The 13,695-nt window shown below is 68.8% G+C and carries 11 protein-coding genes and 3 pseudogenes; 7 read left to right on the forward strand and 7 right to left on the reverse strand.

Annotated features, from left to right (window positions below):
- Positions 1-334 precede the first annotated feature (334 nt).
- Positions 335-559: a hypothetical protein gene (locus ACWGKQ_RS10440; RefSeq protein ID WP_453291475.1), complete on the reverse strand. Its 225-nt coding sequence runs from the start codon at positions 557-559 to the stop codon at positions 335-337.
- 270 nt (positions 560-829) lie between these two features.
- On the opposite strand from ACWGKQ_RS10440, the gene ACWGKQ_RS10445 reads away from it, so the two are divergent.
- The gene (locus ACWGKQ_RS10445) at positions 830-1,078 is read left to right on the forward strand and encodes a hypothetical protein (protein WP_453291476.1); all 249 of its coding nucleotides are present in this window, start codon (positions 830-832) and stop codon (positions 1,076-1,078) included.
- Positions 1,079-1,182: 104 nt separating this feature from the next.
- On the opposite strand, the gene ACWGKQ_RS10450 is transcribed toward ACWGKQ_RS10445, so the two are convergent.
- Positions 1,183-2,685, reverse strand: coding sequence for an MFS transporter (locus tag ACWGKQ_RS10450; protein WP_453291477.1), 1,503 nt, complete (start codon positions 2,683-2,685; stop codon positions 1,183-1,185).
- Positions 2,686-3,037: 352 nt separating this feature from the next.
- A pseudogene (locus tag ACWGKQ_RS10455) lies at positions 3,038-3,166 on the reverse strand (IS5/IS1182 family transposase); the annotation flags it as partial.
- Between the two features lie 109 nt (positions 3,167-3,275).
- Between ACWGKQ_RS10455 and ACWGKQ_RS10460 the strand changes: the two are divergent.
- Positions 3,276-3,734, forward strand: a complete 459-nt coding sequence (locus ACWGKQ_RS10460) for a hypothetical protein (RefSeq protein ID WP_453291478.1) — start codon at positions 3,276-3,278, stop codon at positions 3,732-3,734.
- A gap of 29 nt (positions 3,735-3,763) precedes the next feature.
- On the opposite strand, the gene ACWGKQ_RS10465 is transcribed toward ACWGKQ_RS10460, so the two are convergent.
- Entirely contained in the window at positions 3,764-3,922 is a 159-nt protein-coding gene (locus ACWGKQ_RS10465) for a hypothetical protein (RefSeq protein WP_453291556.1), read from the reverse strand.
- Positions 3,923-4,555: 633 nt separating this feature from the next.
- Here ACWGKQ_RS10465 and ACWGKQ_RS10470 point away from each other — a divergent pair.
- Together ACWGKQ_RS10470 and ACWGKQ_RS10475 are read left to right on the forward strand one after the other, a co-directional pair.
- Positions 4,556-5,023, forward strand: a pseudogene (locus tag ACWGKQ_RS10470) (helix-turn-helix domain-containing protein); the annotation flags it as partial.
- 26 nt (positions 5,024-5,049) lie between these two features.
- Positions 5,050-5,454 carry an integrase core domain-containing protein gene (locus tag ACWGKQ_RS10475; protein WP_453291479.1) on the forward strand — a complete coding sequence of 135 codons (405 nt, stop codon included), beginning with the start codon at positions 5,050-5,052 and terminating at the stop codon, positions 5,452-5,454.
- A gap of 222 nt (positions 5,455-5,676) precedes the next feature.
- On the opposite strand, the gene ACWGKQ_RS10480 is transcribed toward ACWGKQ_RS10475, so the two are convergent.
- Positions 5,677-8,346 (reverse strand): lectin, encoded by a 2,670-nt coding sequence (locus tag ACWGKQ_RS10480; protein WP_453291480.1) that lies wholly within the window; start codon positions 8,344-8,346, stop codon positions 5,677-5,679.
- Complete coding sequence (locus ACWGKQ_RS10485; protein WP_453291481.1) at positions 8,339-9,397, reverse strand: hypothetical protein; 1,059 nt, start codon at positions 9,395-9,397, stop codon at positions 8,339-8,341. The genes ACWGKQ_RS10480 and ACWGKQ_RS10485 overlap by 8 nt, the downstream gene beginning before the upstream one ends.
- 173 nt (positions 9,398-9,570) lie before the next feature.
- Here ACWGKQ_RS10485 and ACWGKQ_RS10490 point away from each other — a divergent pair, with 173 nt between their 5' ends.
- Entirely contained in the window at positions 9,571-11,106 is a 1,536-nt protein-coding gene (locus tag ACWGKQ_RS10490; RefSeq protein ID WP_453291482.1) for a hypothetical protein, read from the forward strand.
- Here ACWGKQ_RS10490 and ACWGKQ_RS10495 read toward each other — a convergent pair.
- Positions 11,055-11,262, reverse strand: a pseudogene (locus ACWGKQ_RS10495) (IS5/IS1182 family transposase); the annotation flags it as partial. The gene ACWGKQ_RS10490 and the pseudogene ACWGKQ_RS10495 overlap by 52 nt on opposite strands.
- 13 nt (positions 11,263-11,275) lie before the next feature.
- Between ACWGKQ_RS10495 and ACWGKQ_RS10500 the strand changes: the two are divergent.
- A complete protein-coding gene (locus tag ACWGKQ_RS10500) occupies positions 11,276-11,431 on the forward strand; it encodes a hypothetical protein (protein ID WP_453291483.1) in 156 nt (51 codons plus the stop codon).
- A gap of 993 nt (positions 11,432-12,424) precedes the next feature.
- Complete coding sequence (locus tag ACWGKQ_RS10505; RefSeq protein ID WP_453291484.1) at positions 12,425-13,030, forward strand: class I SAM-dependent methyltransferase; 606 nt, start codon at positions 12,425-12,427, stop codon at positions 13,028-13,030.
- Positions 13,031-13,695: the final 665 nt, after the last annotated feature.

A 13,695-nucleotide genomic window follows, 5' to 3' on the forward strand; every position in this document is an offset into this window, starting at 1 on the left:
GGCTTCCCACCCCGGGGGGGGTGTCCTTGGTCCGGGTTGTTGGGGTCCCACGTACAACGGGGCCCCTTGTGGCGGGGTCTTCGTTTGTTGTTTGCCGGGGCGGACGTTCACCCGGCGCCCCACGGCCGACGCGCGGGTTCGCCTCGGCACAGTCCGATTCCGCCCGACAGCGAGGACCGGCCGATGTTGCCCGCGACCACGTCCTGCGTCACCGGCCGGCAGGATGCCCAAGCCCTGCACGAACGGCAACCGGGCCGTCCTGGCGCAGTACCTGTTGTTGTGGAGCACCTGGTTGCCGCTGATGGTGAGAGCGCTGGCACGGGGCTTGTTCTCGTCACCGATCACGATCAGGCCGGCGCTCCTGCGAGATGTCCCACCTGCCGTTCTCCTCGGCCCTGACCCGCTGCACGGCCCGGCGGTCGGTGGCGGACTTCTTCTCGGGAGGCACGATCACCGGGCGGGGACCGACGCCGCGCAGTGTCAGCCCGGAGGTCTTGACGGTGACGCTCTCGCGGTACGTGCCGGCCTGCACCAAGACCGTGTCACCAGCACGGGCCACGTTCACCGCCTTCCGGATCGACTCGACCGGGTGCACCGTCGGGGTTCGCGGTGACGCGGCGGCCGGGAGGGCACCGGCGCCCACACCGAGGAGTACGGCGACGAACGCGGCGTACCGAACATGCCTCCGGTCGGGCGTGCAGGTTCACATCACCGGCCGCACCGGCCGCGTCCCGGCGGGGTCGAAGTAGCAGCGGTGGCGGCCCGATCCGGCCGTACCTAGGCTCGCTAGCGGAAACGAGTTCGCGGGAAGGGACACAGAATGCCTCAGGTGGACGAGGAAGAGATCCGCGTCGGCGCGATCGATACCGCGGATCAGCCCCGAACGCTCCGGAGTGTTCTGCGTTCCGCGGCCAAGGAAACCATGCTGCTGCCGGTGTTCCTGGTCCTCACCGCCATGATGGTGGCACTGTGGCTCATGGGTATGCCCTTCATGCAGGCCTTGACCATTTCGACCGCGGTGAAGATTTCGATGGTCCTGTTCGAAGCGCGTCGGCGGCCTTGCACGTCGAAGGATTGACGCTCGGCGCCCCTCTTCGTTCCGTCATCCGGCGGCCGGAGCGCTTCTTCGGGGTCGGGGCGCCTGTCCCTTGGGCGGCGCACGTCTCCGGTCCCCGCCCGTTGTCAGGCCCCGCGCCCCACCTTCTCGCCGGCCCCGCTCTCCCCGAGGCCCCGCGGTACCGCCGCCGTGAGGCCGTCGCGTCCGGGGTGCGCCCGGCGCTCCCGTAGGTCGGCCACCGCCAGGACCAGGGCGACGAGGATGATCGCCATGGCGGTGAGCAGCCCGAGCTGAAGGGCTGTCGTGGAGCGGCCGTGGTTGGCGACATGGGCGAAATAGACAGAGCCGACCACGGCGATACCGGTGGCCGAGCCGATGCGTTGGCCGGTCTGCAGCACCCCACCCGCCGCACCGGCACCTCGTACCGGCACGAGTGTGAGCGTGAGGGTCGTGTTGGGTGAGACCGTGAGTCCGGACCCGATTCCGCCGATGACCAGCGGCAGCGCCATGGCCCAGCCCACGCCGTCCCCGGGCACCAGCTGAACGGCGACGACGACACCGAGCAGCCCGAGAGCCACCGCGCTCAGGCCGATGACGACCAGGCTGCGGCCGTAGCGCATCACCAGTCGGCCCCCTGTGGCCGCGCCGACCGCCGAGGCGGCCGCGAACGGCAGGATCGTCACACCCGCGGCGAGCGCGCTGTATCCCGCGGTGTTCTGCAGGAACAGTGACAGGACGAAGAAGATGGTGGTCAGCCCGGCGAAGAACATGAGGCTGATGAGAGCGCCGAGCGTGAAGGAGCGGAGGGAGAAGAGCCCGAGGTCGACCAGCGGTGCCTTCCCGAGGCGTCCCTGGGTCCTCTCCCACACCCAGAAGGCCCCGAGCAGCAGTGCGGCCACCGGAATCAGCAGCCACTTGGCCCGGCCCTGCCACTGCTGCTCCTGCACCAGGGGCAGCAGCAGGGCGAGTACGCCCGCACCGAGCAGCAGTACGCCGAACAGGTCGGACTTCTCCCGTCCATCATTCTGCACCGGGAGACGGGGCAGCAGCCGGTTCCCCGCGACGAGGGCCGCCACGCCGATCGGCACGTTGACGAAGAACACCCAGCGCCACCCGTCGGCCGCGCCGAACGCGTGGATCAGCAGCCCGCCCGCCAGCGGGCCCACCGCGGTGGACACGGCGACGCAGCTGCCGTGGAAGCCGAACGCCCGGGCCCGCTCGGCACCCTGGAACATCTGCTGGATCAGCCCCGAGGTCTGCGGTGCGACCACACCGGCGGCCGCACCTTGGATCAGCCGGCATACCACCAGCCAGGTGGGGCCGGTGGCGAGGCCGCACGCCACCGAAGCGGCCGTGAACACGGCGAGGCCGAACAACAGCGCCTGGCGGCGGCCCCGCACGTCACCCAGTCGTCCCGCCGGTGCCAGCGCGAGCCCGAAGGCGAGTGCGTACCCGGAAACCACCCAGGACTGGGTGGCTGCGGAGGCACCGAGCCCGCGCTCCATGGAAGGCAGCGCCACGTTCACGATCGAGACGTCGAGCAGCGAGATGAATCCCGCGGTCAGACAGACCGCGAGCGCTTTCCACCGCCGGTCGTCGAGAGCGGGCCGGGCCGTTTCTGTGGTCATGTGATCACGCTATGCAGCCGCGACCGGTCGCACCAGCCGGGGGAAAGGCGCCGGGATGCGGGATCGTCGAGCCCGGCCTCTGGGCCCGGCACGGTTGCGCGGCGGCCTCGGGGGCGGCGTCCCCTTTGGCGGCCTCCTCCCCCAAGGGCAGCCCGGCAGGGGTCGTGACCTTCGGCTCGGCGCAGAGCCGGAAGACGAACAGGGTGTGCGGGTGTGGTCCATTTCCGAGCCCACTGCCAAGGAGCCGCCATGAGCTCATCCGCCGTGTCCTCGTGCGCATCCTCGTCCCGCCCCTCCCGGCGCCGTCTGCCGGCCGGCGGAGCCGGTCTGGCCCTCGGCACGTGAGACCTCGACGAGCCGCCCTGGCAGCGTCTGCACCTTGACGTCGCACAGCGGTCACCAACTTGCCGAACTGGCGCGGGTTGAGCCCATTGAAGGGCACTGTCCAGGACGGCGCCGACGCCGTGATCACACCAGCCACGCTGTGATCGTTTCACTGCTGAGAACCGGACCTCGGTCTTCACCTCAGGCGTCTGACTCGTCAAGTAGGGCGGCTCGCTGTTCGGATACGTGTCGGTAGCATCATGAACATGCCCGATGTTTGGATCGGTCTCAGTGCTGCTGCGCTGCGGAGGAACTGGTGGTGGACCGGGTTCCTGACGCTTATATGTGCCGGTACCGCGGTGGCAGTGACCGTGGCTGGACCGGCGTCAAACCGTTGGTGGTGGGGCGGTGGCGTCGGTGTGGCCTGGTTGGCCTCGACCCTCTACATGATCAACCGTGGTTATGGCCGGACACTCCTGACCGCGAATGGAATGGAGTTCCGCACCTTCATCAGCCGACGCTCTGTCTCATGGGCCGAGATCGTTGGCATCGAGAAGCGGCAGCATCAGACGCGCGGCGGGTCCTGGTGGGACCTGCGGGCCGTCAGGGTTCGTGGGCGCTCGCTCACGATTCCTGGAGCCTTCACCAATCGGAGGTCGGACCCGGAGTTCGAGCAGAAGCTGGCCATCGTCCATGAACGCTGGTCCCGTGCAGTCGGCGGCTGATGGAGCTCAGGCCGCGAGAGCCTCAGTTGTCATGGGGAAGGTCGTCGCGGCGCGTGGATCTTGTAGCCGGCCGCGTCGTCGGTGATGTGCCGCTTGGCCAGTAACTGGCCGCTGTCGTCGACCAGGGCGACGTCGTGCACGCGTTCGGCCCAGTCGATGCCGCAGTAGATCAAGTATTTCCCCTCCATCGTGCTGTTCCTGCCGCTACCTCAGTAGCCGTTCGTGGCACCAGCTCGTCCCACAGGCCTCGGTCTCTGCGGGAGCTCGGACGGCTCGGGCTTCACAAGAGGTCACCATGGAGCCGGCTCGCACCACCAACACCAACGAGTGATCTTTCGGCGGGTGTTGACGCCTGGCGACGCTGGACGGCGCCGATCTTTCGGGAGGCCTCGCGCACTGGGAGGGACGTCAAACATCCGACCAGCGCTAACGGGCGCCAACACCGGCGGGACGGCGAAGGCGCATGGACGCCGGCGTCGCCGATCTATCCGTGGACGTCGAGGCCGGGGAGCCAAGCATCGGTGACCGCCGCGGAGGCGTCGGGCGTCACCTCTCTATGACCAGGCGTACGTCAGCCAGGGCTCAAAGGCATACGTCCGGCGCCCGCGCAACGGCCGCCACCATGAGTGCGAGGACCGCGCGCCGCTCGATGCGGAGGTCTCAGCAGACCCGGTTCGCCGCAGGCATCGCAGCCCTCTGCTCGAACATCCCCAGAAGCTTCCGCTCCATCGGGACGCCCTTGACTACGGATTAGGTTCGCCGGGATGGCGGTTGGAGCGGTTGGACGGGTAGTGACGTTCGTTCCGACCGTTGGAGGTGTGGTGGCCGAGCCTGTGCGGGTGCGCAGACTGACCGATCATCGGGAAGGGCAGAGGCTGCAGCAGATCGTGCGCCGGGGCAGCACCAGTTCGGTGCGCCATCGACGCGCGATGACGCTGCCGGCCTCGGCCGGCGGGAACCGCGTGCCGGTGATTGCCCAGCTGGTGCAGGCTGATGAGGACACCGTCCGTGATGTGATCCATCGCTTCAACGAGATCGACCTGGCCTGCTTGGACCCTCAATGGGCGGGAGGCCGGCCCCGCCAACTCAGTGATGACGACGAGAACTTCGTCGCCTCGACGGCCAGTACCCGACCGGTCAGGTTCGGCCAGCCCTTTACCCACTGGTCGTTGCGCAAGCTCGTCGCCTACCTGCGTGCCTACCTGCGCAAAGTCCACGGCCGGATCATCCGAATCGGCCGCGAGACATTACGTTGCCTGCTCGCCCGCCACGGCATCACCTTCCAGCGGTAACGCGGGCTGGGAAGAACCTCGTCATGGACCTCGAAGACGCCGGCTGCCGCGCCAGGTTCCTGATCCGGGACCGGGATGGAAAGTTTCCCGCCCTGTTCGGCACCGTCCTCAGCGACGCGGGGATCGAGGTGGTGCTGAGCGGGGTACGGATGCCGCGCATGAACTCGATCACGGAACGGTGGGTGCAGACCTGCCGACGCGAACTGCTGGACCGCACCCTGATCTGGAACCAGCGGCACCTGGTCCACGCGCTACGCGAGTCCGAAGACTTCTACAACTCCCACCGGCCCCATCAGGGCATCGCCAACGCCCGCCCGCTGCACCCCCTGCCCCCGCCGATCACCGATCCCGAACAGATCAACCGCCTCGCCATACGACGACGCCAACGACTCGGCGGCATCCTCCGCGAGTATCAACATGCCGCCTGACTGAACGGATGAGGTTTTCGGCAAGCGCAACGTCCTGCGGGGAGCGTACGGTACGGGTCGAGGCCGTGGACGCGGCCGGGGGCGTAGCGGATGCGCCCTGGCAGGGGAGCAGAGCGAGGGCGAGGGCCGAAACGGCAGCGGTTCCGACGTCGGCCATCGCAGCACAACGCCGGAACCGCTGACACCACGCCGGGTGTTTCTTCGGCACTTCTTCAACATGCGTCACCCGGACGACGGGACCGTCCAGCGCTGGCCGACGCTGCCCGTGCAGGTGGCGATGGTCAGCTGGGTCTTGTTGGTGGCACCGTTGCTCGCATCGGTGAGGCAGAGGCCGGAGGCCGGGTTGACGATCTCGCCGGACGAGTTCGCCTGCCACTGCTCGGCCTGGGTGCCGTTGCAGGTGTGCAGTTGGACCTTCGTGCCGGAGGTGGTCGCGCCGTCTGTCACGTCCATGCAGTCGTCGAGCACCTGGAGGGTGCCGTCCGGGACGACCTTCCAGGTCTGCGCGCTGGTGCCGTTGCAGGTGTAGATCTGGATGGCGGTGCCGTTCGACGTGCCCGCGTCGGCGTCGTCGACACACTTGCCGGTGGCGGTCTCGGTGAGCGTGCCGCTGGGCTGCGCCACTCCGGTGCCCGGGGTGCCGTCGTAGGACGGCGGAGCAGCGGAACTGGCTGCGGCCCAGGAGGTGTTGGCGGACGAGGAGAGAGTGAAGTCCAGCTCTGCGGAGCTGCTGAGGTACGAGGCCGGTACGTACGCCTTGTTCCAGGAGGCGCCGTTGAGGCTCAGCGACTGTACATACGGCGAACCGTCCGCCGCCGCCGGGGCGTTGACCGCGAGCGTGTGTCCGCCGGCCGTGACGACCGCCGAAGTGAACATCGGGCTGCCGATGGCCAGGTCGGCGGTGCCCGGGATCTCCGGGTAGAGGCCGAGGGCTGACCACACGTACCAGGCGCTCATCTCGCCGAGGTCGTCGTTGCCGGGCAGCCCGCCCGCTGTGTTGGTCCACAGCTGGTCCTGGACCGCCCGCACGGTGGACTGCGTCTTGTACGGCTCTCCCACCCAGTCGTACTCCCAAGGCAGCCCGATACTGGGCTCGTTGCCCATGTTGGACTGGGTGCCGATGACGCTGCCCAGGCCCTGGAAGCCGCCGAGCACGCCGTCCAGGTACGACGCCAGGGACGAGGTGCCGCCCTCCAGGGACGCCAGCTTGGCGAGGTTGAAGGGGATCATCGGGGTGTAGGTGAAGGCGTCGCCCTCGGCGAAGTCGTTGGACGAGGTGCCGGTGATCAGCTTGGCGTTGAAGCCGTCCATCCAGCGGCCGTTGGAGTGCTGGGGCTGGATGTAGCCGGAGGACGAGTTGTAGATGTTCTCCCAGTCCTGCGCCCGGTCCTGGAACTTCTTCTGCGTGGCGGTGTCACCGAGCGCGCCCGCGAACGCCGAGAGCGCGAAGTCATCAGTGTCGTACTCGAGTTGGGTGGACGTCGTGGCGTACTCGTGGCAGCAGCCGTAGAGCGAGTTGGTGGGCAGGTAGCCGAAGGAGTCCAGGTAGGTCACGCCGGGTGTGACGTCCGTGTTGGTCGTCTGTTCCCTGACCATGGCGGACAGGGCCGTCGACGTGTCGAAGTTCCGCGCGCCGAAGGCGTGGTAGCCGGCGAGCAGTGGAACGGCGGAGTCGCCGACCATGATGTGCGTCTCGGCGGTCTCCATGCCCCACTTGGTGAGCGTGCCGCCCTGCTGGTAGTCGTCGACGACCGACTGCGCCATGTCGGACGCGGCCGACGGGTCGAGCAACGCGGTGAGTTGGGCCTGTGAGCGGTAGGTGTCCCAGGTGGAGAAGTCGGCGTACTTCGCCGAGTGACCGCTGCCCACCGTGTGCACCGCGCCGTCGAAGCCCCGGTAGGAGCCGTCCGCGTCGCTGATGACGGCGGGGAAGAGCGAGGCGTGGTAGAGCGCGGTGTAGAAGACGGTCTGCTGGTCCGGGGTGCCGCCGGTGACGGCGATCTTCGACAGCTCGGCGCTCCACGCCGCCGCCGACGCCGCCTTGACGGCCGCGAAGGTCTTCCCGGTCACCTCGGCGTCCCGGTTGGCCGCGGCCTCCGCCACCGAGGTGTAGGAGATGCCCACCCGGGCCTCCACCGTCCTGCTGCTCGTGGTGTCGAACGTCAGGTACTCGCCGCCGGTGAAGGTGCCGGTGGCGGTGAACGGGTGGTCGAAGGTGATCGCGTAGTGGAGCGTGATCGGGGTGGTGTCCTCGCAGAAGCCGGTGCTGGTGATCGACCCGGTCACCGTGTCGCCGCCGGACAGGCCGAGCGTCGAGGAGGCGTACGGCGTCTGTGTGTCCTGCACCTTGAGGAGCAGGCTCGCCTGGGTGGAGGACGGGAAGGTGAACTGGCCGATGCCGGCACGCGTGCTGGTGGTCAGCGCGACGCTGGTGCTGTTGCCCAGGCTGACGGAGTAGGAGCCGGGCGAGGCCGTCTCGTCGGAGTGCGCGAAGGACTCGGTCGTCGAGGCGGGGTCCGAGCCGAGCGGACCGACCACGGGCAGGATCGGCAGGTCCCCGGCCGCGTCGCAGCCGACGCCGGAGACATGGGTGAGGCTGAAGCCCGAGACGGCCGAGTCGGAGTAGTCGTAGCCGCCGCCCTTGGGGCGTGACGAGGTGTCGGGCGACCACTGGAGCATGCCGTGCGGCACGTCTGCGCCCGGGAAGGTGTTCCCGGCGCTGAAGTCGCCGTTGCCGCCGGTGCCGATGTACGGGTTGACCAGAGACACGGGGGCGGTCGCGGCCACCGCCCCCGCCGCGCCGGCCAGTTGGCCGGACACGGCGAGTGCGAGGGCCGCGGCACCCGTGGTGAGGACACGCAGGAGCGCCCGCGGGCGGCGGGCGTCAGCCACGGAGCAGTACGTCGCTGAGGACGCCGTCGGCCGGGGCGGTGATCCAGTCCGAGGAGATGTACGAGGCCCCGTCGGCGGCGAGCAGGGCGACCCGGGCCTGGGCGTCGGCCAGCGACGGCGCGGAGGAACTCAGCGCGGGCGAGACGTCGTGGGCGTCGGTGACGACCGTCAGATAGTGGTTGGTGGTGTACCACTCGGTGTTGCCGTCGCCGACCCAGGCGCCCGCGTCCGCGTCGAACACCACGAACCAGGGGCGCAGCGTGATGTTGCTGTAGCGTGTGCGCGGGTCGACGGCCTGGGCGCCGAGGACGCTCGGGAAGACCGCCGCCTGGCTGATGTTCCCCGCGGCGGCGAGGTCCTTGAGGTGCTGGGCGTAGACCACGTCCGACCACGAGGAGGCGGGGCTCACGGCCTGCTCGAAGGTGCCGGGGATGATCTCCACGATCGCCCGGCCGGCGAGTGAGCCGTAGCTCGCCCAGTTGTTCGCCTTCGCGGCGGTGTCGAGATCCGCGTACTGCGAGCCGTCGCTCTTGGTGAGCAGGTCGGCGGGCGTGTAGAGGACGCTGCCGAGGTGCGTCTTGACGTAGCTGTCGAACGTGGTCGGCGTCATGCCGAGGGTGCTGTAGAACCCGTTCTTCATCTCGATCTTGACCATGACCGGGTGGCTCGTGGGGTGAGCCTGGAGCCAGATCCGGATGTCGTCGAGGCAGCTGTCGAGGTTCTGGTTGCGGTCACCGGTGTAGAGGTCGGCGGCCGTGCTCGCCTGCACGCAGTTGTTGTCACTGCCCAGCGGGTTGCTGTGGCTCACGTCCCACTTGCCGTTGAACACGTTGTGCCAGGTGTCGAGTTCGACCAGGGAGGTGCCGGTGTCCAGGGCGTTGGCCAGGTAGGTGTACGTGGACTTGTCGTCGTACGTGTTGTGGATGCCCGTGCCGGAGACCCCGGCCAGCGTCTGCCCGCCGACGTCGTCGGCGTGCGCGGCGGGCATCGCCACCGCACCGAGCAGCAGGGCCGAGGCCGTCAGAAGCACGGTCCGGATTCTGCGGATCATGAGCATGCCAGATCCTTTCGTGGTGCCCAGGGACGCGCAGAGCTTAGAGGGGCCGGATGGACATCCGCTACCACTCGGTAACAACTTGCCGTCGCGATCCTGAACCCCTTTGACGAAGGGGCAGTCGGGAAGGTTTACGGTGAGCCGGCTTCGGGGGTCTGGAGGGGGATTCGATGACTGTGCGACGGATACCGCTCGCTTTCGCCGGCATGGCCGTGCTGGCGCCGCTGGTCGTTCCGGCCGCGTCCGCCCAGGCGGCGTCGGGCTCACTGGCCGTCACCACGCTGGGGCGGCACGGGGGGAAGGTGTCGACGACGGTCACCGTCGTCAACGCGTCGTCGGACGAGATGCGCACCGTCAAGTCCGGCAAGCGGATCAGCCTGCCGACGGGGCGGTTCATCGTGATGACCGACATCTACGAGAGCACCACGAACGGCCTGGGGACTGACACCATCGGCGCGCAGGTCGTGTCGGTGTCCGGGGCGAAGTCGGTGACGCTCGACGCGCGCAAGGGCCGGGCGGTGAAGGTGTCACTGGACACTCCAGCCGATGTGACCGGGCCGGCGCGGATCAGCGCCGAGGTGTGCGATGCCCACGCCGACATGCCCTCCGCCTTCGCCGCGGGCGGCTGGAACGACGCGGGGTCCCTCTACGCCATCCCGAACTCCTCCAAGCTGCTGCAGTTCGCGTTCATGGCGCAGTGGACGGGCAACGACACCTACGTCGCGGTGAAGAACAGCACAGGGATCCCGGCCGCGCCCGGCGGGTCGTTCAGGCGCTCGGGGCTGGCGACGGTGCGGTTCGCGGTGCGCAGTGGGACGGAGATGGGCACTCAGATCGACACCGCGCTCCAGGCGGAGCCCAAGGTCAGGGACTGTACGTACGACCTGTACGCCGGCGTCCGCGACGATGACGCGCCGTACAGCGCCGGCGTCCATGTGACTCCCGGGCGGTGGCAGCCGCGTGACGACATTGCAGGAAGCAACAGGGAGGGCGTCAGCAGCGGTTGCCCCTCGCCCAGGACGCTGAAGGCGGGCCAGAGTTTCACCCAGTCCGTCGGCCGGGCCGCTTATGGTCCGCTGCACTACCTGCCGACCGTCGGACAGAAGTCCGTCGGCTTTCTTCCGGACGCCCTGATCGGTGACCCCGACGCGGGCGTTTGGGGCGCCGACATCACGAAGGAGACGGTGGCCCTGTACAAGGGCGGCACCACCGTGAAGAAGCAGACCCTGACCGACTGGGGCACCGGCGACGCCGAGTTCTCCGCGGCCGTCCACGCGACCGGCTGGTACCGGCTGGCCGTCGATGCCCACCGCTACCGCCCCGGCATCACCTTCCCGTCCGGCATGCTCTCACCGCGCATCACCCTCGACTGGCGGTTCAAGGCTGACCCGGCCGAGTCGGTTGTCGCGCCCGTGTTCCTGACCAGCTTTGTCCCCGATGGCCTGAACAACCGTAACCAGGCCGCGGCGGGCAGCACTACGACGGTCACCGTCAGTCCCGAGCGCGGCTCCCAGGGCCCTGATGCGAAGTTCACCAAGGTGCCCCCCAAGTCCTGCCGCTTCTGGGCCTCCACCGACGGCGGCAAGACCTGGAAGTCCGCCCCCGTCACCCGCTCCGGCTCGGCCTGGAAGGCACAGGTCCACAACCCTGGCGATCATGAGCGGAGCCAGATGACGAGTGCTGCGGCGGTGACGGTGCCGAGGTAGACGTCGGCGCGTTTGTGGTATCTGGTCGCGACCGCGCGGAACTGTTTCAGCTTGTTGATCGCCCGCTCGACAGTGTTGCGCTTGGCGTACCGCTCCTTGTCGAAGCCCGGGTGGCCGGCCACCGGTGCTCCCGCGCCGCAGACGGCCGGCCGCTTGGTGACGCTGTCGGGTGCCCCGCCTGGCCACCGGCCGGCCTCGCACGACACCCGGCAGCGTCAGCGCCGACAAGGGCTACAGCAACCGTCGCACCCGCGCCTACCTGCGTGGACGCGGGGTCCGGCACGTCATCCCGGAGCTGGCGGGGGACGAGCTGGAGTCGTCGTAGTGCACGAGGGCGTAGCCGGTGCCGGGGAACCGGGAGTCGACGGTCTGCCCGACCTCGGAGCCGCCGCCTGCTCCGCCAGGTCGTTCATGGTGGTGCGCAGTTGGGCGGAGCACGACGGGCGTTCGCCCACGCCTGCACGACAGCCGTCGTCGACCTGCTCGCCGGCCGTGCACCCGGGCTGCTGCGCGCCCTGCGCGAGGCCCGACGACGGGCGTTCTCGTCACCGGTATCGGCGGCGCGCAGTCGTACCTCAGCACATCCACCCCCTCGGCGCTCATCTTGGCGGTCAACAGCGGCAGCTCCGCGGAAGGGGTGGCCGAGGCGAACCGGGTTCTGGAGGTGCAGAGCACCGGGACCGGGCTGTTGCGGACCGCCCTGCTCAGCCCAAGGCTCATGTCGCTCGGAGCCACCAAGGCACTCGCCGGAGCGGGAAGCGTTGCGGCGTACGGTTGCAACTACATGACGGACCGTCAGGAAGGGCGGTCCCGCACACGCGCTGCCGTGACGAGCATGGCGGAGCGTGGCTGCCCCCGGCGGGGAGTGCGGCCAAGGAGAACCCGGCCGCCCTGGGGGGCGCAGCTCTCGGGCTGGCCGTCTTCTTGGCCGGATTTCTCGCGCAGCTGTCCATAGGGTTCTTCGGTGGACCGCGCTTCATGCTGCCCAGGCACTTCAGGGGTGCGAAGTCCGACCTCCATGCGGTTTCCATGTCCGTTCCCAGCAGGGCGGACGATACGACAGAAATTTCGGTAGACCGGGATGAGCCGGAGAGTTAGGCGCAACTGCGGCGCTACAAGGTCTGCATGGACGGGAGGAGTGCCGGAGACCTGTGGCCGGGCGAAGCGTGCCCGAGTGAGGTCTCCCCGGGCGTGCACACCGTCCAGGTCAAGATCTCCTGGTGCTCGAGCCCGGCCCTTTCCGTCGAGGTGCCCGAGGGGGACGCTCTGCCTGACCTGGTCGGATGCAATGGCACGCGGTCGACCTATAGTTGGCGTCATGAGCCGTTGGCAGGAGTTGACCGGGGGGATGTCCGGGCAGGGCTACGCTGCACGGTTCACGGATCTGGCCCGTAGCGGGAAGGATGTGCACGGTGAGGCGCGGTTCTGCGCAGCGCTTGTGCCTGCCGGAGCGCGGGTGCTGGACGCCGGGTGCGGTACCGGACGGGTCATGATCCGGCTTGCGGAACTCGGGTATGAGTGTGCCGGGGTGGATCTTGATGCGTCGATGCTCGCAGTGGCGCAGAAGCAGGCGCCTGGCCTGCCGTGGTTCCAGGTCGATCTGGCCGAGTTCGAGCCGGCCCCGCTCGGCCTCGCAGCGGACTTCGATCTCGTGGTCGCTGCGGGCAACGTTTTCCCGCTGCTTGCTGCCGGCACCGAGGCCACGGTGGTCAAGCGCCTGGCCGGGGTCCTGCGCCCGGGTGGTCTGATGGTCGCGGGCTTCGGCCTGGACGAGGCCCACTTGCCGGTGCCGCCCGGCATCACCCTGCCGGAGTATGACGAGTGTTGCGCCGCGGTCGGCCTTACCCTGGTGGACCGCTTCGCCACCTGGGACGCGGTCCCTTACGATGGCGGCGGCTATGCCGTCAGCGTCCACCGCCGGTGAGGCTATGCCCGACATCTTGATCACCATGCAGGCCATACGGCCAGGGGCTTCTCCGAGCAGTCCGCGAGCAGTTCTCTTTGGTAATGGCTCTCACGGGGAGACGCTGGGAGCACGCCGTGGATCCGGTACCGCGAGGTGTCCTTGCGCGACCACGACCGTATCGTCAGTGGTCAAATCCCCCCTCGGACACAGAGTTGCCCCGCGGCGCCCGGTTTCAGGGCAGGGGACATCGGCACCCGTTCGTGGCCTTCGGCCAGGGCGGGTGTTTTTCGTTTCGGGGCCCTCGGGGTGGCTTGGTTGGGTTGTGGGCGGGTGGCGCTGGAGTGGCCGTGGCGGCACCGGTGGCCGGGACGGTGGTGACTCCGGTGAAATTCCATACGGCGGCTGCACACGCCGCAGCACAGCAGGCCGGCCAGGAGGTGGGTCCGGCCCGGTGCGGGTTCTCGGAGGAGGAGTGGGGAGCCCAATTGCGGGCCCAGTCCATGACAAGGACCTGGTCCGCAGCGGAGGCGGGGGCCTGTCCGACCGGCTGATGCCACGCTGTCATAGCCGGCGCCTCCCCTCAGCCGTCGTGCGTGTCCGGCCCTACCCATCGACTTGCCCGACCAGAGTGGATCACCGCACCGCGCAACAGAATGTTGACCCAAACGAGTGAAGCTCGCTGT

Source organism: Streptomyces sp. NPDC054770, from assembly GCF_053611985.1.

Bases quoted from the DNA above. Each gene is read 5' to 3' on its own strand.
- ACWGKQ_RS10450 (WP_453291477.1), bottom strand. From the start codon at position 2,685: ATGACCACAGAAACGGCCCGGCCCGCTCTCGACGACCGGCGGTGGAAA.
- ACWGKQ_RS10460 (WP_453291478.1), top strand. From the start codon at position 3,276: ATGCCCGATGTTTGGATCGGTCTCAGTGCTGCTGCGCTGCGGAGGAAC.
- ACWGKQ_RS10465 (WP_453291556.1), bottom strand. From the start codon at position 3,922: ATGGAGGGGAAATACTTGATCTACTGCGGCATCGACTGGGCCGAACGC.
- ACWGKQ_RS10475 (WP_453291479.1), top strand. From the start codon at position 5,050: ATGGACCTCGAAGACGCCGGCTGCCGCGCCAGGTTCCTGATCCGGGAC.
- ACWGKQ_RS10485 (WP_453291481.1), bottom strand. From the start codon at position 9,397: ATGATCCGCAGAATCCGGACCGTGCTTCTGACGGCCTCGGCCCTGCTG.
- ACWGKQ_RS10490 (WP_453291482.1), top strand. From the start codon at position 9,571: ATGACTGTGCGACGGATACCGCTCGCTTTCGCCGGCATGGCCGTGCTG.
- ACWGKQ_RS10505 (WP_453291484.1), top strand. From the start codon at position 12,425: ATGAGCCGTTGGCAGGAGTTGACCGGGGGGATGTCCGGGCAGGGCTAC.